This is a genomic window from Mucilaginibacter sp. A5337 (assembly GCF_059690695.1).
Genome location: NZ_JCAWEC010000013.1, coordinates 63,914 through 83,679, shown reverse-complemented (window position 1 = coordinate 83,679; position 19,766 = coordinate 63,914). Strand labels below are relative to the sequence as shown.

14 protein-coding genes are annotated in these 19,766 nt (G+C 43.4%); 12 read left to right on the top strand and 2 right to left on the bottom strand.

Annotation, left to right across the window (positions count from 1 at the left end):
• The first annotated feature begins 26 nt into the window (after nt 1-26).
• Entirely contained in the window at nt 27-923 is an 897-nt protein-coding gene (locus tag AC59JO_RS28240; RefSeq protein WP_497309660.1) for a LysR substrate-binding domain-containing protein, read from the top strand.
• Between the two features lie 157 nt (nt 924-1,080).
• Complete coding sequence (locus AC59JO_RS28235; RefSeq protein WP_497309658.1) at nt 1,081-2,085, top strand: amidohydrolase family protein; 1,005 nt, start codon at nt 1,081-1,083, stop codon at nt 2,083-2,085.
• Nucleotides 2,086-2,376: 291 nt separating this feature from the next.
• Here the strand turns inward: AC59JO_RS28235 and AC59JO_RS28230 are convergent, their stop codons facing one another.
• Entirely contained in the window at nt 2,377-3,594 is a 1,218-nt protein-coding gene (locus tag AC59JO_RS28230) for a hypothetical protein (RefSeq protein ID WP_497309656.1), read from the bottom strand.
• Complete coding sequence (locus tag AC59JO_RS28225) at nt 3,587-6,007, bottom strand: DUF2339 domain-containing protein (protein ID WP_497309654.1); 2,421 nt, start codon at nt 6,005-6,007, stop codon at nt 3,587-3,589. Before AC59JO_RS28225 ends, AC59JO_RS28230 begins: the two co-directional genes overlap by 8 nt.
• A gap of 354 nt (nt 6,008-6,361) precedes the next feature.
• On the opposite strand from AC59JO_RS28225, the gene AC59JO_RS28220 reads away from it, so the two are divergent.
• The 10 genes from AC59JO_RS28220 (at nt 6,362) to AC59JO_RS28175 (ending at nt 19,733) form a co-directional block, all read left to right on the top strand.
• Nucleotides 6,362-8,746: an alpha-L-rhamnosidase-related protein gene (locus AC59JO_RS28220; protein ID WP_497309652.1), complete on the top strand. Its 2,385-nt coding sequence runs from the start codon at nt 6,362-6,364 to the stop codon at nt 8,744-8,746.
• Between the two features lie 243 nt (nt 8,747-8,989).
• On the top strand, nt 8,990-9,745 hold the full coding sequence (locus AC59JO_RS28215; protein WP_497309650.1) for an ROK family protein: 756 nt from the start codon (nt 8,990-8,992) through the stop codon (nt 9,743-9,745).
• Between the two features lie 38 nt (nt 9,746-9,783).
• Nucleotides 9,784-11,787, top strand: coding sequence for a transketolase (gene tkt, locus AC59JO_RS28210; protein ID WP_413670386.1), 2,004 nt, complete (start codon nt 9,784-9,786; stop codon nt 11,785-11,787).
• Between the two features lie 103 nt (nt 11,788-11,890).
• Nucleotides 11,891-12,598 (top strand): ribose 5-phosphate isomerase A, encoded by a 708-nt coding sequence (rpiA, locus tag AC59JO_RS28205; protein WP_413670387.1) that lies wholly within the window; start codon nt 11,891-11,893, stop codon nt 12,596-12,598.
• 229 nt (nt 12,599-12,827) lie between these two features.
• A complete protein-coding gene (gene tal / locus AC59JO_RS28200) occupies nt 12,828-13,916 on the top strand; it encodes a transaldolase (RefSeq protein ID WP_413670388.1) in 1,089 nt (362 codons plus the stop codon).
• A 103-nt stretch (nt 13,917-14,019) separates the two neighbouring features.
• The gene (locus AC59JO_RS28195) at nt 14,020-14,643 is read left to right on the top strand and encodes an HAD family hydrolase (RefSeq protein ID WP_091210034.1); all 624 of its coding nucleotides are present in this window, start codon (nt 14,020-14,022) and stop codon (nt 14,641-14,643) included.
• Nucleotides 14,640-16,064 carry an NADP-dependent phosphogluconate dehydrogenase gene (gene gnd / locus AC59JO_RS28190; RefSeq protein ID WP_091210035.1) on the top strand — a complete coding sequence of 475 codons (1,425 nt, stop codon included), beginning with the start codon at nt 14,640-14,642 and terminating at the stop codon, nt 16,062-16,064. Before AC59JO_RS28195 ends, gnd begins: the two co-directional genes overlap by 4 nt.
• Nucleotides 16,065-16,090: 26 nt before the next feature.
• Nucleotides 16,091-17,605, top strand: coding sequence for a glucose-6-phosphate dehydrogenase (gene zwf, locus AC59JO_RS28185; RefSeq protein WP_497309647.1), 1,515 nt, complete (start codon nt 16,091-16,093; stop codon nt 17,603-17,605).
• A 6-nt stretch (nt 17,606-17,611) separates the two neighbouring features.
• The gene (pgl, locus tag AC59JO_RS28180; protein WP_497309645.1) at nt 17,612-18,343 is read left to right on the top strand and encodes a 6-phosphogluconolactonase; all 732 of its coding nucleotides are present in this window, start codon (nt 17,612-17,614) and stop codon (nt 18,341-18,343) included.
• A 787-nt stretch (nt 18,344-19,130) separates the two neighbouring features.
• Nucleotides 19,131-19,733 (top strand): outer membrane beta-barrel protein, encoded by a 603-nt coding sequence (locus AC59JO_RS28175; RefSeq protein WP_413670392.1) that lies wholly within the window; start codon nt 19,131-19,133, stop codon nt 19,731-19,733.
• Nucleotides 19,734-19,766 lie beyond the last annotated feature (33 nt).

The window sequence follows — 19,766 nt, the reverse complement described above, 5'->3', positions numbered from 1 at the left end:
TAAAAAATCAATTGTTATCTTAGATCATGGAACTTCGCCAACTGAAATATTTTATAAAAGCTGCTGAATTGCAAAACTTTACAGATGCGGCATCGGCTGTGCTTATTACCCAGAGCACACTATCACAACAAATTAAACAGCTGGAAGATGAATTACAGTTACCGTTGTTTGATCGGGTGGCCAAGCGCGTACGCCTTACTGAAGCTGGTAAGTCCTTTTTGCCATATGCGCAAAAAACAGTAAGGGATGCCGAAGAAGGGCGCGATATGCTTAAAGACCTGATGAACCTGCAAAGTGGCACCCTTACCGTTGGCACTACATACGGGCTTACTAATTTGCTAACCAAGGCAGTATTGGATTTCAGTGCCAAATACCCCAATATCAAATTGCAGATCGGTTTTGGTACAACGCATGACCTGCTCGGTCAGTTAGAGCAGGGTAAACTGGATATGATGCTCTCTTTTATGCCAGAGCAACAGTCAGCTACTATCCAAGCGGAAAGGATCTTTTCATCTTGTCTCGCACTTATCGTTCATTCAGATCACCCGCTGGTCCAAAAGAAACAGATAAATCTCAGGCAGCTTAGCGAAATTCCTTTGTTATTGCCTTCAGCCGGTTATAGTATCCGCAATTACCTTGATAGCGTGTTGCAAAAACACCAGGTAACACCCAACGTTAAAATGGAAGTTAATGACATCCATATGCTCCTGCAACTGGTTGACACGGGTAGGTGGGCCACTGTGCTTATGGGTTCTTCTGCCTTTAATCATCCCAGTCTCAAAGCTATCAAGATCACCGGTGCAGGTATGATCCGGGAAGCAACAATTGCCTGGCCCAGAAACGCCTACCGCAAACGTTCGGCATTAGCGCTTGCGCAAGGTATTGCAAGTCATGCAACGGATTATCATGTGGATGATTTGTAGATGCTACGTAAAATACCGTATATGCCTGTCATAACAAACTACAGCAAATACTCAATATTTCCGGATTGCGGCGACCACAGAAACAGGAGTTAAGGGCAAAATTTGATTAAACAGGAGTACTAAGGTCCAACCATATATAATTGCTATATTGAACATAATGAAGTTCCATTTGCCGCGGGCCATTGCCTTTATATTTTTCTTTACATTGACCGGTAAACTAAAGGCGCAGGTAAAACCCAATTATTACACGGATTACCACGTTCACCTGCAAGATTCAGCCACAGTGCAATTGGGATACCGCATGATGAAGGCTTTCCACCTGAAGGCTACCAGGATGGATTCGCTTTGCTTTGACGCTGACACCATTATTAAGCGACTTGACAGGGCAAAGTTTTATTCGGCCTGGATCATATCAAATGCCTACTGGTTTGGTTCGCCGGCAACACCCGTGGAGAACGAATACGAAGAAGTAAAAAAGCAAAACAACTGGATAGTCGTGCAAGCGGAACGATATCCCGATAGGTTAAAAGCCTTTATGAGCGTTAATCCGTTAAAGCCGTATGCCATAGGCGAGATTGAACGCTGCGCTGGCTCCAAACGTTTTACCGGCCTCAAGCTTCATTTTGCTAATAGCAAGATTAACCTTTTTGATAAAGCCCAGGTTAAGCAATTGCAGAACGTATTTGCTGTTGCTAATAAATACCACCTGCTTTTGCTCGTTCATTTCCGCAATGGCCAAAAGTGGGATGGTGCAGCAAATACCGAAATTTTATTAAAACAAATACTGCCTTTTGCAGGAAACACCAAGATGGTTATCGCTCACATGGCAGGTTGGGGCGGCTACGACCGGCAAACTGATAAAGCGTTGTCGCTAATTGCAGCTTATCTGCATTCCGGCAAAACGCCTCATTTATACCTCGATGTCAGCGCCGTTTTCCCGCTCGGTTCAGATAAAGATCCCGTCAAACCTATCAAAGGCAGGGTAGCCTGGGCCCCGTTGACCGCCCTCAAAAAACAGATCGAAAAGATTGGTACAGATCATATCGTATTTGGAACAGACTGGCCGTTAACAGATATCGACACGTATATTAAGATATTGAATGAAAGTTTAGGTAAACAAACTACTCAACAGATATTGAATACGCGGGTTCTTACCAAGTAAATGTTTAAAACCTTGCTGTTTTTTTGAGCAACAAACTCAAAAGTCATTGCGAGGAACAGCAAGGGAATGAGCGATGGGGTGACGCGGCAATCCCGTAGCCAATGCAGAGCAGCTTTGCATATCCGATAGAATAGCTACGAGATTGCCACGCTGCGCAATGACATGGTTTTATTTTAATAGCGTTTCTCCGCCTTCTAAACATCTACCGGGATGTTCAACGTGGCGTATACATCAGGGTCCTCTTCGAGAGACCCTGATGGGACGTGAATGACATGGTTTTTAATTACAATTTCATTTTTCCCCTTCCTTCTTCTTCACCTCCTTAGTCATCTTCAAAGTCAAAAATAATAGCAACCCTAATGAAACAATAATTGCAACCCAAATCAGCACTGTATAATCTTTCCCGGCCGGTTTGGCAGTTACGGCATAGTCTGTGCTTTTAATAACAGCTTCATGTTTTATAACCGGCGTATTCTCCCTGATGCTATCAGCAAAAAACTTAAGGTCATACTCGGGAGCCTGCGCCAGGGAATCTCCAACCAGGAACTGGTAGCCTTGCTTAGCCTCCAAATAGCTGATCAGGTATTCTTCGGATTGCCAGGCTTTGATCTCGCCAATGCTCAGCGGCTGGTTATCGCCATTGCTTATCTCTATCAGCAAGTGATTGGTTTTAGCAGCTACCAGCAGATTGGGGGTTTTATCCGATGACAGCTCGGCTTCGCTCAGCAATTCTTTGCCGTTGTTCACAAACTGGTAAACCGCAACACCACGTTTATAATACCTCGGCGCACTAATGTTGAGGTGCAGTTTGTTTACCTGGTAATTATCATTCAGCTTTACATCAATGTAGGTGGTTTTATTACTGTCGGCACGGATAACATTAACAGGTGTGATAGCTGTATAGCCTTGCGCTGCTGATGCATACTCGGTATAAATGCCGGCTTGTAAAAACTTAACCGGGCTCTTATTTTTATCGTTTACCTGGATTTTTAAATAACGATAGTTACTTGCGGGGAAGGATAAGGATTGCAGGTAAGTGCCCTCACTGTTTTGTACTGCTTCCTGTAGCGGGATATCTTCCTGGATGGCAAACCACTGGCTCTGGTCATCGCTGCCCAGCAGGTTTACCTTGCGTTTTACAGCAGTATTTTGCAGACGGATCCACAGGCGGTCGAGCACCAGTCCTGTTTTATTTTCGACAATGAAAACAGTACTGGTATCAGTCTTTGGGGTGTTGCTTATCTCCGGGAAAACAACAAAGCTTTTCTGGCTTTTTTGTGGCAGGCTGCCAGCCTGGATGTACGGCACAAAGTTGCCCTTTGCATCGGCAATGCGGATATCCGACAGATTGGGCTTGGCTTTTGCCACCAAACCGGGCTGTAAGCCAATACGGTAAAAGCCGGTGCTGTCAATCTGTTGCAACGCGGCTTTATATTTAAAGTTTTTTTGCGCCGATGCCGGTAATATTGCCCCGCAAAGCAGCAGTATAAAAAGTGTTAGCCTATTCATTTTTCTTAGCTTCATCATCGGTAATGGATTTTTTTGCTGTTCGCTGGTACATAAACGCTACAATAAGGAGCAGTACCCCCAAACAAAAGAAAGCAGCTATTTTACCCCAAACCGGGATGTTCTTAATATCGAACAAAAATAATTTTAATAAGGTAAGCGAGAACAGCGTCAACGAGGCCACGCGCATTACCCGCAGCTTGTACCTCATGCCCAGCCACATCAGCGCAAAGGAGAGCAGTCCCCATAATACCGGCAAACCTGTTTTTACATATACAGTTTCTATTTGATCGATAGAATTTGCTTTACTGTAGAATAGCAGGTTGCTCATCAGGCTTACCTCAAAGCTTAAAAATAAAACAACGCCGGCGCTCAATAACCAGGTGAACACTTTCTTCAGGCCTTCGTCCATGTTTTGCTGACACAGGCGGATCACCCTGTAAAATAGCAAGCCCGTAAATATCGCACCAATCCAATGTGCCATAAAATGACTGGTTGATGGTTTGCCGCCTTCGAGCATTAAATGCTGCAATGAATAGTATTGCGGTGTAAGTACCAGGTAAACAATTACGCAGATGAGCAGAATAGTAAGCTTCACGCCACCGGCAAAATTGATGACTTCTATTTTAGAGGATATCGTGTAATAGATAAATACAAATACCGGAGTGTAAACCATTACGTATAAAATGTTAAGCCCGGTATCGGGGTAATGGTTCAGGAATTGGTGGTTGATCTCCAGCAGGCCACTTAAAAACAAGAGTACAAGTGCTGCTACCCCAAAAAGCTGCTCGGTGAAAACTTCGGTATGCACTTGTTTAGTAACGTCTCTTTTAACCAATACCGAAAGTAAAAATGAACTGGCGGCAGCAAATACCGTAGTGATGAATCCTTTATTAGCTATTACAGTAAGGCTTTGGCTATAATTGCCATAGGTTTGATACAAGTCCATAATAAGGCTTAACAACATGGCTATCCATAAAAAAACGGACGTGTATTTCATGAGCTGGATACCCGAACGCAGGTACAACCAGTAGAGCAACACCGTTTCTGAAGCCCAGAAAATAGTAATGTTATTGCCATGCAACTGAATAGGTGCAGCCAGCGAAATAAAGGTTAACGTAATGCCTATCAGCAGGTACAGGATATTGGTATCCACCTTTCGGTTGCGGAACAGGATGAATGACAGCACCAAGTTCACTACAGCCAAACTCACACAAAACAAACCGCGGTACTGCTCATCGTGCATCATGGTTAACAGGTACAGGCCGGCAGCAAAATACAGCCCGGTATTGATAAGCAGGATGCTGAAATCGGACGCGATGAATTTTTTGTTCTCCCTTACGTTGTTCGCTATGTTGATAGCAAAGTAAAGCGCGTAAAAAATGCTGGCGTAAATGAAACCGAAATGATAGGTAGCCGGAGTAAGCGTATACAGCACCGTCGAAAAAACAATTACCGTAAATCCAAACGACACAATATTAAGCACGCGCCATGCCTTGTAATAAGCAATAATGAGCAGGCCGGTATTTAATATCAGCAGGTAAATAAATAGACCATTATAGTTGGCGCTGCCGTTGCTTACCATAAAGGGACTGGCAAAGCCGCCAACCAGGGCAATTACCGCCAGCTCCTGCTTATCATATAATAAGGAGAGCACTACGGCAAAAATGGTGATCACAATTAAAATGATGAATGCTGTTGTTTGGTTAAACAGGTGAAACTGCTGAAAAGCCAGCGTTATGGTAAAATAAAACACAGCCAGGCCACCACCTACTAATACCGAGCTAAACGCCTTATAACTGTTACGGAGCGCATGCGCAACACCAATTAAAATACCTCCGCAAACTATACCAATGCCTACGCGGCCTACCAATCCTATCCAATCGTTATCAATAGCGTATTTCACAAAGAAGCCAATAGCCAGTACCAGTATGGCTATACCTATTTTATTGATCAGGTTTTCGCCAATGAATTTTTCGAGATCGGGGTGGCGCTCAAAGAATGATAGTTTGGGTTCAACCTGCTTTGCCGGCTCAAAATCGCGTGTTTTTATAGGGCGATTGATAATTGACCGGCTATCTTCAATAACTTCGGGTTGCCTTTCAATTTTCGGAGGTGTAACAGGTTGTGGTTTTATTTCAGCCTCAACAGGTGGTTGCGGTTCTTCAACAGGTGGTTCAGCAATGACAGGTATAGCCGGCGTTACAGGTGGAATCGGGGTGATAACCGGTGTTGGGCTTTCGGTCTTTTTAATATCTTCGGTAGCAGGGGGCCGGGTTATTTTCAGTTGTTCAATAATACCTCTTAGTTCGAATATTCTAAATTCCAGTTCCTTGATCTTATTGTTTAAACTGCCCTTGTGGTTCAGCATCATAATAATGATAACCACTAATAAAAAGACGGCTAATACATCCATAGTTTTAGGTTTGTAAAAAATAAAGATAACGGAATTATAAGATAATCCACTATCGGGCCTGTTTTGGGTCGCTTTTAAACAGGAGGCGCCTATGGATCCCATACATATACGTCTTGCTTGCTATAAACATGTTACTCCTACGGAGTTATAGTCGTATGCTTTTTAAACTCCGTAGGAGTAGCATGTTTGTAGAAATTAAAATCAAAGAGAATTGGCTCCGTTAGGTGCCCCCTATTACAACAGCTTTTAAAACCGATATCCTTGCTCTTAACCATTAAGCATATTGCATATAAATTAGTGTTGCTTTAATTGTAATTTAGCTGTGAAGCCAATTACCTACAAACCGCACTATTCATGAAAGCATTTTTCAAGCACAGCCTTATTGCCGTTTTTCTTTTTATTTCAGCATCCGCTTATGCACAAACCATTAATCCGGGGCTCTTAAAATACCAATGGAAAGCCTTCTGGATCACAGCTCCTAATGAGTCGCTAAAAGACTACGGGGTTTATTATTTCAGGAAAAGTGTTGACCTGGCCGCAAAACCGGCTTCCTTTGTTGTTCATGTATCAGCCGATAACCGCTATAAACTTTATGTTAATCAAACGCTGGTTTCATTAGGTCCGGCACGTGGCGATACTTATTACTGGAATTACGAAACGGTTGATCTTGCACCATACCTTCAGGCAGGCAAAAACCTCATTGCAGCTGTGGTTTGGAATGATGGTGATTACCGGCCCGAAGCGCAGATCTCATTACAAACCGGTTTCATTATGCAGGGTGATACCCCTGCCGAAGAGATCATCAACACCAATAAAACCTGGAAATGCATCCGGGATAAATCATTTTTACCTATTACAGGTATCGGCTGGCATCCTTATTATGTTGCAGGTCCGGGCGAAAGGGTAGATCTGAATCAATCCATAAAAGATTGGAATACCGCCGGACTTGACGACGGTAGCTGGAAAAACGCCATCCGCATTGATAATGGAAACCCGAAAGGTGTAACCAATGCTTTTGGATGGATGCTGGTACCATCGTCAATCCCTGCCATGGAAATGACCAATCAAAGGATCCCGGTTTTACGAAAGGCCGATGGTGTAACAATCCCAACCTCGTTCCCTGCGAATAAAACTGCGATCTCTATTCCAGCCAATACATCGGCCACTTTACTGCTCGATCAAACGTATTTAACCAATGCATTTTTAACTCTGAATTTTAGCAAGGGTAAAAATGCAGGTATCGGCATCAGTTATACCGAATCATTATTTAAAACCTTGACCGGCCCCGAAGGCACGGTCAAAGGAAACCGGAATGATGTGGACGGGAAAATCTTTGTTGGCAGGCGTGATAGTATTGTTTCTGATGGTGCTACGGGTAATTCATTTACCACTTTAACCTGGCGCACTTTCAGGTATGTCGAGGTAAAAATAACCACCAAAGATGAACCATTGGTTATTGATGATATTTACGGAACGTTTACCGGCTATCCCTTTAAACTGAATGCCAAACTGGAAACGCCCAATCCCGAAATGCAGCAAATGCTGGATATAGGCTGGCGAACCGCCCGCCTTTGCGCCGGTGAAACCTATACCGATTGCCCGTATTACGAACAGTTGCAATATGTTGGAGATACCCGCATCCAGGCACTGGTATCCTTTTATAATAGTGGTGACGACCGCCTTGTGCGCAATGCCATCAACCAGATGGACCATTCGCGGTTAGCCGAGGGGATTACACTGAGCCGCCACCCTTCGTTCTCACCGCAAATCATTTCTACCTTTTCGTTATGGTATATAGGCATGCTGCACGATTACTGGATGTACCGGCCCGACAGCTCATTTATAAAAAATAAGCTGTCCGGCATGCGCGATGTGCTTAACTTTTTCAGCAAATACCAACAGGCTGATGGCTCATTGAAAGATACCCCTTACTGGACGTTTGTTGACTGGGTGAGCGATAAAGGCTGGGATTTTGGCCAGGCACCAAAAAGCGCCAAAGGCACATCGGCCATATTAGATATGCAGTTAATGTGGGCCTATCAGCAGGCTGCCGAAATGGAAGGAAAAATGGGGATGCCGGTATTTGCGGCAATGTATAAAGCCAAAGCGGCACAGTTAAAAACCGCCATCCAAAACAAATACTGGGATGCGGGCAAAAAGCTTTACGCCGATACCGAGGATAAGCAACTATTCTCCCAGCATACCAATTCTATAGCGGTATTGACAGGCATGGTAAACAACGCAACTGCTCATGATATCAGCTTAAAACTATTGAATGATAGTACGCTTACCAAATGCACCATCTACTTTAAATATTACCTGCATCAGGCTATGGTAAAAGGAGGATTGGGCGATGACTATTTAAACTGGCTCAACATCTGGCGCGATAATATCAAAATGGGCTTAACCACCTGGGCCGAGATCTCCGACCTTGACCATAACCGTTCTGATTGCCATGCATGGGGAGCCAGTCCCAATATCGAGTTTTACCGCACTATTTTAGGTGTGGATAGTTATGCCCCGGGCTTCAGCCAAATAAAAATTGAACCGCATTTGGGGCAGATCAAAAATATCAGCGGCGAAGTGCCGCATCCTAACGGAAAACTTTATGCCAAATATGTGTTTGAAAAAGGAAAATGGAACATCAATATTACCCTTCCAAAAAGCACATCGGGCATTTTTGTGTGGAAAGGGAAAACTTTTACGCTTAAAACAGGTAATAACAGTTTAATCATCTGAAAAAAATAACACGGTTATTAACATTTTACCTTAATTACATTGTTTTTGCCACGCATAAGTAAAATACTTTTAAAAATTAAATTGGTAAATAAAAGCAACGCTAACTTTACCTTTGTTGCTCATAGAGGGATAAATTGATTTTATCACATTATTTAACAATTTGATATTATTAAAATGTGATATTTATGCGCTGGGGACTAAGGGTTTCACCAAATTGCTAACCAGCTAAATAAATTACGCTAAATGAAAAAAACACCATCCCAGCTAAGGGTTCTCTCAATCGATATCGGTGGTTCACACATTAAAGCCACTATCCTGAATAGAAAAGGGGATTTAAAAATGGAGTACGATAAAATACCTACTCCTGCTCCTGCAAATCCCGAAAACATTATAAAAGCTATCAACACCCTTGTAAAGGATTTTCCGGCTTATGATAAAATATCGGTTGGCTTTCCGGGTTATGTAAAAAACGGGGTTGTTAAAACCGCGCCAAACCTGGGTACCGATTTTTGGGCCGATGTTGACTTAAGCAAAAAACTTGAAAAAGCATTGGGCAAACCAGCACAGGTGGTAAACGATGCCGACATGCAGGGCCTTGGCGTAGTTGCCGGCAAAGGCCTTGAAATGGTAGTAACCCTGGGTACCGGTTTCGGTACCGCTTTGTTAATGGACGGTCATTTATTGCCGCATTTTGAATTATCCCATCTGCCCATAAAAGAGGGTATTGATTATGATGACTACATAGGAGACAGGGCTTTAGATAAAGAAGGCAAAGAGAAATGGAACAAGCGCATGAAGAAGGTTTTCAAAATACTGAAAACCGTATTTAACTATGATACTTTATATATTGGCGGCGGCAATTCAGACAAGCTTGACTTTAAGCTTGATAAAAACATGAAAATAGTTACCAATGCCGATGGTATAAAAGGAGGAGCAAGGCTTTGGCGCGATGAAGAAGAAAGCAAAACCAAACGCAAACTTGCAACACCTACCGAGTAAACAGAAAACTAACACTAACTACAATACCTGATAACAAAATGGAAAACCAAAAAGACATAGAAAAATTGGCGATAGATACCGTAAGGGTATTGGCAGCCGATGCCGTGCAAAAAGCAAATTCAGGCCACCCGGGTACAGCAATGGCGCTGGCACCAATGGGCCACGTTTTATGGACAAAGTTCTTGAACTATAACCCTAAAAACCCTGATTGGGCAAACCGCGATAGGTTTATCCTTTCGGCTGGTCACGCTTGTATTTTACAATATAACTTTTTGTATTTAATGGGCTATGATCTTTCATTAGATGATATTAAACAGTTCCGTCAGCTGAACAGCAAAACCGCCGGTCACCCGGAATATGGTTTGGCTCCCGGCATAGAGGTAACTACCGGTCCGCTGGGACAGGGTTTTGCCAATGCTGTGGGTTTCGCTATCGCGCAAAAACATTTGGCTGCACGCTACAACAAGCCAGGTTTTGAGCTGTTCAACTACAATATTTATACCATCTGCAGCGATGGCGATTTGATGGAAGGCGTAACTTCAGAAGCAGCTTCGCTGGCTGGTCACCTGCAATTAGGCAACCTCATCTATTTATATGATGATAACCACATCTCCATTGAAGGCAGCACCGATATCGCTTTCAATGAAGATGTAAGCGCCCGTTTCCGTGCATACGGCTGGCATGTTCAGGACCTTACCGATGTTAATGATACTCACGCGCTTGAACTGGCTTTGATCAACGCTAAGGCAGAAACTCAAAAACCATCATTTATCCGCGTTCGTTCGCTGATTGCTTATGGCAGCCCTAACAAATCAGGTACTGCAGGTTCACACGGTTCACCGCTTGGCGCCGACGAAATTAAACTGGTAAAACAATTTTTCGGCTTTGATCCTGATAAATCATTTAACGTACCTGACGAGGTGTTGGATTACTACCATACCAAAGGTGCCCGTGGTGCTGCAGTTGAAGAAAAATGGAACAAGTTATTTGCCGACTATAAAGCAAAGTTCCCCGAATTAGCTGCCGAATATGAAGCTGCCGCTAAAGGCGAACTTCCTGCCGGATGGAAAGAAAAATTGCCTGTATTTAAAGGCTCTGATCCTAAAATGGCAACCCGCCAGGCGTCAGGCAAAGTGTTGAACGCTATCGCCCCGGCATTGCCAAACCTGATTGGCGGTGCGGCCGATCTTGCCCCATCAACTGAAACCAACCTGAAAGAGTACGATTCATTTACATCAGAAAACCGTGCAGGCCGCAACTTCCACTTCGGTATCCGCGAGCATGCTATGGGTTCGGCATTGAATGGTATGGCTTTAACCAAAGGCTTGCTGCCTTTCGGTGCTACCTTCCTGATGTTCTCTGAATATATGCGCCCGCCAATCCGCCTGGCCGCCATCATGAAAATAAACCCGATTTTTGTTTATACACATGACAGTATCGGTTTAGGCGAGGATGGTACTACCCACCAGCCCGTTGAGCAACTGGCTTCTTTACGTTCGATACCAAACTTAACCGTGATCCGCCCGGCAGATGCTAACGAAAGTGCACATGCATGGCGTGTTGCTATCGAGAAAAAAGGCGGCCCAACCGTATTGATCTTCACCCGTCAGGGCTTACCTATCCTTGACCAGGATAAATACGGTAAAGCCGAAAACCTGGAGAAAGGTGCTTATATCCTTTCTGAAGGCAGCAAAGGACCAGATCTGATCCTTATCGCAACAGGCTCAGAAGTTGCGCTGATCATGCAAGCTCAGGAAAAATTAGAAGCAGAAGGTATTTCAACCCGCGTGGTAAGTATGCCATCATGGGAGCTGTTTGAAAAACAGGACGCGGCTTACAAAGAGTCGGTATTCCCTAAAGCAAGCAGAAAACGTTTGGCCGTTGAAATGGCATCGCCAATGGGCTGGCATAAATACACCACCGACGAAGGCGACATGCTGGGCATGACCACCTTTGGTGAATCAGCCCCTGCCGAAGACCTGTACAAACACTTCGGCTTTACTGTAGATAACGTAGTTAAAAAAGCAAAAGCTCTGTTATAGATTTGAGATATTAGATGTGAGATTTGAGATTGGGAAAAGCTTCGATGCTGATCCTCTATCTTAATCTCACGTCTCAAATCTCATATCTCACATCTAAATAAAAATGAACTGGAACAGCAACCTGATAATTAACCTGGAGTGGGCCGATAAGATCATCAACATCGAAGGCAAACAAAAGGTAGCTGCCGAAATTGCAGCAAAAGTGAAGGATGGCGATATTATAGGTGTTGGCTCAGGCTCAACATCATACCTGGCCCTGGTGGCTATTGCCCAAAGGGTAAAAGATGAAAAACTGAATGTAAAGGCTATCCCTACTTCGGTTGAGCTTTCTATGTTTTGTGCCAAGCTGGGTTTGCCTGTAACAACGCTTTATGAATATAAACCCGACTGGCTGTTTGACGGTGCCGATGAGGTTGACCCCGACAAAAGCCTGATCAAAGGGCGGGGAGGGGCCATGTTCAAAGAAAAGTTACTCATCAGCTCAAGCGCGGTTAGCTATATCATAGTTGATGAGTCGAAGATGGTTGATAAGTTAGGTTCCAAATTTCCGGTGCCTATTGAGGTTTTCCCGCAAGCACTGCCTTATGTGGAAAAAGAACTAAAAAGCCTGGGAGCTACCGAATTAACCATCCGTCCGGCAAAAGGTAAAGACGGCCCGATAATTTCAGAAAACGGCAACCTGGTACTGGATGCCAAGTTTGCTGAGATCGGTAAAAGTTTTGAGAAGGATATTAAATCGATAACAGGTGTAATTGAGAGCGGGCTTTTTATCGGCTTTGATGTGAACATTATCATGGCCTCGAATAATTAAGTCTTAAGTCAGGAGTCGCAAGTCCGAAGTCGGGAAAGAATAAGACTTTCGACTTAAGACTTAGAACTTCCGACTTAGCAATAGTATGTTAACAAACTATGATATAAATCTTACAATTACTGGCATTGTTATTAAGAACTTTACATAACAGACCGATTTGGTAGCAATTTTTACTACCTTCATCGCGCTTTTAACAAAATAATTAACAAACACAAAAACAAACCCTATTATGGCAACTAATAACGTAGCGCAGATACATGGTTTTGGTCAGAGTATCTGGCTTGATTTTATTGACCGTGAGATCATTTCATCAGGAAAACTTAAAGAATTAATTGACGTTGACGGCGTACGCGGCGTTACTTCAAACCCTGCAATTTTTGAAAAGGCTATCAGCAGCAGTTCTGATTATGATGCTGATATCGCTGCACTTAAATCTGAAAGCGACAACGAAAAGCTGTTTTTTGAAATAGCTGTTAAAGATATCCAGGCCGCTGCCGACCTGTTTAAAGGTGTTTACGAAGAATCAAACAAAGTTGATGGTTACGTAAGCCTTGAAGTTTCTCCGTTTTTGGCTTTAGATACCGAAGGTACTGCTAAACAAGCCGAAGAACTTTGGAAAAAAGTTGACCGCGAAAACGTAATGATCAAAATCCCTGGCACTAAACCAGGTTTGGCAGCTATTCAACAATCAATTGCAAAAGGTATCAACATTAACGTTACCCTGCTGTTTGGTTTAGAACGTTACGAAGAAGTAACCGAAGCTTACATCGCAGGTTTGGAAGAGCATTTAGCTGCAGGTCATAAAATTGCCCACATTTCATCAGTAGCCAGCTTCTTCCTGAGCCGTATTGATGTTGTTGTGGATCCGATTATCGAAGCAAAAGGCGAAAAAGAGCTGTATGGTGAGGTCGCAATCGCATCAGCTAAAAAAGCTTACGAAATTTACAAAAGGGTATTCAGTGGCGAAAGATGGCAAAAACTTGCCGACCAGGGCGCACAACCACAGCGTTTGCTATGGGCAAGTACCGGCAGCAAAAACCCTGCATTTAAAGATACCAAATATGTTGAGGCATTAATTGGCCCGGATACTGTTGATACCGTTCCGTTGGAAACTGTTGACGCTTTCCGTGATCACGGTATTGCTGCAAACACTTTAGAAACCGGTTTAGATAAAGCTACCGAGATCTTAGCTAAACTACCGTCTTTAGGTATTGACCTTGCTGCTGTAACCCAGCAATTAGAGGATGAAGGTATCGAGAAATTCAACAAGCCGTTTGAAAAGCTGTTGAACGCTATCGAAGCACAAAAAAACAAGTAATCAAGTTCGTAGTCTTAAGTCGAAAGTCGTGAGTTCGTAGTCGGAATATTTTTTTGACTTCGAACTTAAGACTAAAGACTTCCGGCTAAAAAATACTACATCTATGGAAGTTGCTGATCTGAAGATCCTTTTTTTTGACGTGGGCGGCATTTTGCTGTCGAACGGATGGGGACACGAAGCCCGCGAAGAAGCGGCTAAAAGGTTTAACCTCGACTATGATGAGGTTAACGCCCTGCACAATTTTATTTTCAACGTATATGAAATTGGCAGCATCACGCTTGATGAATATCTTGATACGGTGATATTTAACCACCCGAGAGATTTTGTACGCGAAGATTTTAAGGATTTTATCTATTCTACCTCTGTTGAATTGCCAATGCTGCAATTCCTTAAAGAGTGGAAAAAAGATTGCGGCTTCCGTATTATATCAGTGAACAACGAGGGTAAGGAACTGAACGATTACCGGGTACGCAAGTTTAAGCTGCATGAATGTTTTGATGCCTTTGTATCATCATGCGAAGTAAAAATGCGCAAACCCGATCCGGGTATCTGGCAGTTAGCCATGGGCATAGCCCAGGCATCGCCGCAGCAATGCGTTTATTTCGACGATAGGAAAATGTTTGTTGATACCGCGCAAAAACTGGGTATCCGTTCGTTTCAGCATACCAGCCTTGAAAGCACTAAGAAAATTTTAGAAACTCTTAAAAAAGAAAACCTCAAAAAATGAGCGCAACAGAAAACAAATACGCTTTTGGCATGATAGGCCTGGGTGTTATGGGTCGCAGCCTGCTGCTGAACATGGCCGATCATGGCTTCGCGGTTGCCGGACACGATAAAGATACCGGTAAAGTAGATTCATTGAACCAGGAAGCTGGCGACAGGGAAGCCAAAGGCTTTTCAGATGTTAAGGAATTTATTCAAAGCTTAACCACGCCAAGGGCTATCATGATGCTGGTGCCTGCCGGTAAAATTGTTGACGCTGTAATTGAGGAATTAACCCCGTTGTTGGAAAAAGGCGATATACTGATTGATGGCGGTAACTCGCACTTTACTGATACCAACCGTCGTGTTGAAGAACTGGAAGCTAAAGGCCTGCATTTCTTTGGCATGGGTGTATCAGGTGGTGAAGAAGGTGCTCGTCGTGGCCCAAGCATGATGCCGGGTGGCGATAAGGATGCTTACGCTGTAATGAAACCTATTTTTGAAGCTATTGCCGCTAAAGTTAACGGCGAGCCTTGTGTTACTTACATTGGCCCTGGCGCATCAGGTCACTTTGTTAAAATGGTACACAACGGCATCGAGTACGGTATCATGCAGGTAATTGCCGAAACTTATGAGATCCTGAAAAAAGGCTTAAAGTTAGGTAATGACGAAATAGGCGATTTGTTCACAAAATGGAACGAAGGCCGTTTACAGTCATTCCTGTTAGATATCACCAAAGATATTTTCAAATACAAAGCTCCGGGTACCGATCATTTATTGTTAGATGATATTAAAGACGAAGCTAAGGCTAAAGGTACCGGTAAATGGACCTCGCAGGTGGCTATGGATTTGGTAACCCCAATCCCAACCATCGATACATCGGTATCAATGCGCGATCTGTCAAAATACAAATCGCTGCGCGAAAAAGCTTCAACGCTTTATAATGATCCTATCGACCTGAAAGGCGATAAAGAAGAGTTATTGGTTGCTTTAGAGCAGGCTTTCTATTTCACCAGCATCGTTACTTACGCTCAGGGTATGCACCTGCTTACCAAAGCATCTGAAGAGTATAAATATGACCTTCATTTAGGCGAAATTGCCAAGATCTGGAGAGGCGGCTGTATCATCCGTTCAGAGTTTTTGAATGATATTTACAATGCTTACAGCAAAGATCAGCAATTACCTCACCTGTTGCTTGACAGCGATATCCAGGCATTGGTTGCCGGTACTTTACCGGGCATCAGGAAAGTATTATCGGCTACTATTGCTGCCGGTGTTGCTGCTCCGGGTTATGCTTCGGCATTAAGCTATTTCGATGCTTTCCGCAGCGAAAGGATGCCTTCAAACTTAACCCAGGCTCAACGCGACTATTTTGGCGCGCATACTTACGAGCTTATTGGCAAAGAAGGTACTTTCCATACACAATGGGCTCCTGCAAACGATTAATTAACGCTATTAATTAAAACACAACAATGAGCACAACAGCTAAATCAGACCCTACCATATTTATCATTTTTGGTGGAACGGGAGATTTAAACTCCCGGAAAATTGCGCCGGCCCTGTATAATCTATATTTAGATGGATGGATGCCAAAACAATTTTCCATTATAGGTACCGGTCGTACCAAGCTTACTGACGAGCAATTCAGAGAAAACCTGTATAAGGATATCAACCAGTTTTCGCGCAGCGGTAAAACGGATGATAAACAATGGGCCGAATTTGTAAAAAACGTTTATTACCAGGTATCTGACGCTACCGATTTTGAAACATACAAAGAGTTTGGCAAACGCATTGAAAAACACAACGCCGAATGGAAAACCAAGGCCAATGTGTTATTTTACCTTGCAGTAGCGCCTAATTTCTTCCCGATCATTGCATCAAACATATCAAAAGCTAAATTGGCCGATGATAAAAAACGTGTAAGGATCATCATCGAGAAACCATTTGGTCATGACCTGGAAACAGCAAAAGACCTGAATGCTTTATTAAAGAGCATTTTCGACGAGTGCCAGATCTACCGCATTGACCACTACCTGGGTAAAGAAACTGTTCAGAACATCATGGCTTTTCGTTTTGCCAACTCCATTATGGAGCCGCTATGGAACCGTAACCATATTGAACACGTACAGATTTCAGTTACCGAGCAGTTAGGCGTTGAAGAGCGCGGCGATTACTACGACGGCTCGGGCGCGATGCGCGATATGATCCAGAATCACCTGCTGCAATTGCTTTGCCACATTGCCATGGAACCACCAATCAGCTTTAGTGCCGATGAAGTGCGCGACCGTAAAGTTGATGTGCTGAAAGCCATGCGCAAGTTTACTGCCGAGGACGTACGAAACTCGACAGTTAGGGGCCAGTACGGCAGCGGATGGATGAAAGGTAAAGAAGTACCGGGCTACCGCGAAGAGCCAAAGGTAAATCCGGAATCAAATACAGAAACCTTTGCCGCCATTAAGTTCTTCATTGATAACTGGCGCTGGCAGGGTGTTCCTTTTTACCTGCGTACAGGCAAAAGGCTGCACCAGTCGTCATCGGTTATTACCATCCAGTTTAAGGATGTTCCACACCAGATCTTCCCTGCCGAAGCCACCGAAAGCTGGCAGCAAAACAGGTTGATCATCAGCATTCAGCCAGAGATGAGCATCCGTTTGCAGGTTCAGGCTAAACGCCCGGGTATTGATATGGTGTTAAACGCCGTTGATATGGTGTTTGACTATAAAGGTACTTATACCAACCAGGCTCCTGAGGCTTATGAAACACTGATATTGGATACGATGATGGGCGATCAGACGCTATTCATGCGCGGCGACCAGGTTGAAGCTGCATGGGAACTGGTAATGCCTATCCTGAATACATGGCAAAGCAAAAAGAGCCTGAATTTCCCTAACTATTCGGCCGATTCATGGGGCCCTGAGGCTGCTGAAGCTTTAATTGCCCGCGATGGCTATAACTGGTTTACCTTACCCGTAAACGGTAAAAAATAAAAGCTGATGAAACTGAATATCTATAAAACAGAGGGAGAGGTTTTAACCGCACTGGCCGATCATTTTGTTACACTGGCTACCGAAGCAATTAACAAAAACGGCAAGTTTAGTGTTGCGCTTTCGGGCGGTAGCTCACCTAAAAAGTTGTATGAGCTGTTGGCTTCTACAACTTATGCCGACCAGGTGAACTGGGAAAAGGTTTTCTTCTTTTTTGGCGATGAGCGCAACGTGCCTCATGACCATAAAGACAGCAATTACCTGATGGCTAAAAAGGCCCTGTTTGAGCCCCTGCTGATAAGCCCGGCACAAATTTTCCCGGTTGAAACATCATTTGGCCCGGCCGAAGCTGCCGCCAAATACTGGGAAGTTATTTCAGCATTTTTTGATGATGGCGAAGCGAGTTTCGACCTGGTATTATTAGGGCTGGGCGATAATTCGCACACTGCATCATTATTCCCTTATACTCCGGTGCTGCATGACCGTGTACCCGGCGTAAAAGAAGTATGGCTGGAAGATCAGCAGGTATGGCGTATTACCCTCAACGCACCGCTTATTAACGACGCTGCCCAAATCGCGTTCTTAGTTTACGGAGCTGGTAAAGCCGAAGCCGTAAAACACATACTGGAGGATGACGAGGATATTGAATTGTATCCTGCTCAGCTTATTGATTCCATCTCCGGCGAAGTAGAATGGTTTCTTGATGAACCGGCTGCTGCCGCATTGGAAACTAAAGAATAGTATACGCTATTATTTGACAATAAAAGGGCCTAAGCGTTTGCTTAGGCCCTTTTTGTTTCGTGTATGCGCAAACTATCGCTCTTTAACCAAAATGCCCTGTAAGCCTCTAAATCAAGAGCAATTGAACCAGCTTTAGCAAATTCAGGTGTGCTCCTGCCCGAGTTACTAAACTTGCGCTCGTTTGCACTACCGGTGTACCCATAAATTTTGAATAAAAATGTCATTTCGATTGAGCGGGCAGGCCTAAGCATAGGAGCGAAAGAGAAATCTTATACGCCCGGCATAGCAGCTTTACATGATTTAGAGCAGGATGCATAAGATTTCTCCTCTCCACATCCGCACATTCCCCCAACCGGTTTGTCGAAATGACATCTTCTTTTAATTCATCATAATAATTAAAAGATATGGGTACACGGTATGGTTGCAAACGAATGCAAGAAATGACCTGGTTGAATGATAACCGCATCTTAACACAAACACACCGTTTAATCATCCATCTCAACTCCATGTTTAAAAGGCTTTTCGCCATTTTCTGCAATTTCACGCAGAATTCATCATTTTTGAGCTCAAAAACCCATGTTAAGACAATGTTAATTTTGACAGAAAAACAGCAATTACAAGCCCATTTTACACTGCCCTGACCAAATTACCAATAGGGTCAAAAAATAAATTACTATCAATCAATCGATTAAATACTCATGACTTTTGGATGAAAAATCGCATCTGATTTCTGTTGTTAATTTGCTGTGTGTTTAAAACAACATATATAAAAAACACAACAATAGTTATGAAAAATTTATTCAAAGTTTCAGCATTAGCCCTTGCATTCGCAGGCTTAGCATTTGGTGCAAAAGCACAAACATCTACACCTACTACCCCTTCTACAACATCAACTACAACCAAAAGTGGCATCCGTTATAGCATAGGCGTTGAAGCTGGTTTACCTGTTGGCAATTTCAAAGACAACTACAAATGGAATTTAGGCGGTTCGGTACAGGCAGACATTCCGGTTGTTTCAAACCAGTTATTCGTTACTGTTAACGCAGGTTACAATAATGTATTCGGTAAAAAAGATATCGGTGGTGTACAAGGCCTTGATGTACCCAACTTTCAATTGATCCCGGTTAAAGCAGGTTTGAAATACTTTCCTATCAGCAACTTCTATGTACAAGGTGAAGCAGGTGCAGCATTTTTGTTAAACAAATCTGACGTTGGTGCCAATAAATCAACTGCATTTGTTTATGCTCCACAAATTGGTGTTCAGTTCCCTGTAAGTGCAAGCAGCTTTATTGATGCAGGTATCCGCTATGAAGCAACTACCAAATATGCAACAGGTGTTGATCAAAGCAAAGTGAACTTTATAGGTTTACGTGTAGCGTACGGCTTTTAATATATGGCCCTACAAATACCTTAACAATAAAAA

Excerpts from the sequence above, each read along its gene's own strand:
- AC59JO_RS28195 (WP_091210034.1), top strand. The coding sequence starts at position 14,020 with ATGGAAGTTGCTGATCTGAAGATCCTTTTTTTTGACGTGGGCGGCATT.
- tkt (WP_413670386.1), top strand. The coding sequence starts at position 9,784 with ATGGAAAACCAAAAAGACATAGAAAAATTGGCGATAGATACCGTAAGG.
- AC59JO_RS28220 (WP_497309652.1), top strand. The coding sequence starts at position 6,362 with ATGAAAGCATTTTTCAAGCACAGCCTTATTGCCGTTTTTCTTTTTATT.
- AC59JO_RS28225 (WP_497309654.1), bottom strand. The coding sequence starts at position 6,007 with ATGGATGTATTAGCCGTCTTTTTATTAGTGGTTATCATTATTATGATG.
- AC59JO_RS28175 (WP_413670392.1), top strand. The coding sequence starts at position 19,131 with ATGAAAAATTTATTCAAAGTTTCAGCATTAGCCCTTGCATTCGCAGGC.
- AC59JO_RS28235 (WP_497309658.1), top strand. The coding sequence starts at position 1,081 with ATGAAGTTCCATTTGCCGCGGGCCATTGCCTTTATATTTTTCTTTACA.
- pgl (WP_497309645.1), top strand. The coding sequence starts at position 17,612 with ATGAAACTGAATATCTATAAAACAGAGGGAGAGGTTTTAACCGCACTG.
- gnd (WP_091210035.1), top strand. The coding sequence starts at position 14,640 with ATGAGCGCAACAGAAAACAAATACGCTTTTGGCATGATAGGCCTGGGT.
- AC59JO_RS28215 (WP_497309650.1), top strand. The coding sequence starts at position 8,990 with ATGAAAAAAACACCATCCCAGCTAAGGGTTCTCTCAATCGATATCGGT.
- rpiA (WP_413670387.1), top strand. The coding sequence starts at position 11,891 with ATGAACTGGAACAGCAACCTGATAATTAACCTGGAGTGGGCCGATAAG.
- zwf (WP_497309647.1), top strand. The coding sequence starts at position 16,091 with ATGAGCACAACAGCTAAATCAGACCCTACCATATTTATCATTTTTGGT.
- AC59JO_RS28240 (WP_497309660.1), top strand. The coding sequence starts at position 27 with ATGGAACTTCGCCAACTGAAATATTTTATAAAAGCTGCTGAATTGCAA.
- tal (WP_413670388.1), top strand. The coding sequence starts at position 12,828 with ATGGCAACTAATAACGTAGCGCAGATACATGGTTTTGGTCAGAGTATC.
- AC59JO_RS28230 (WP_497309656.1), bottom strand. The coding sequence starts at position 3,594 with ATGAATAGGCTAACACTTTTTATACTGCTGCTTTGCGGGGCAATATTA.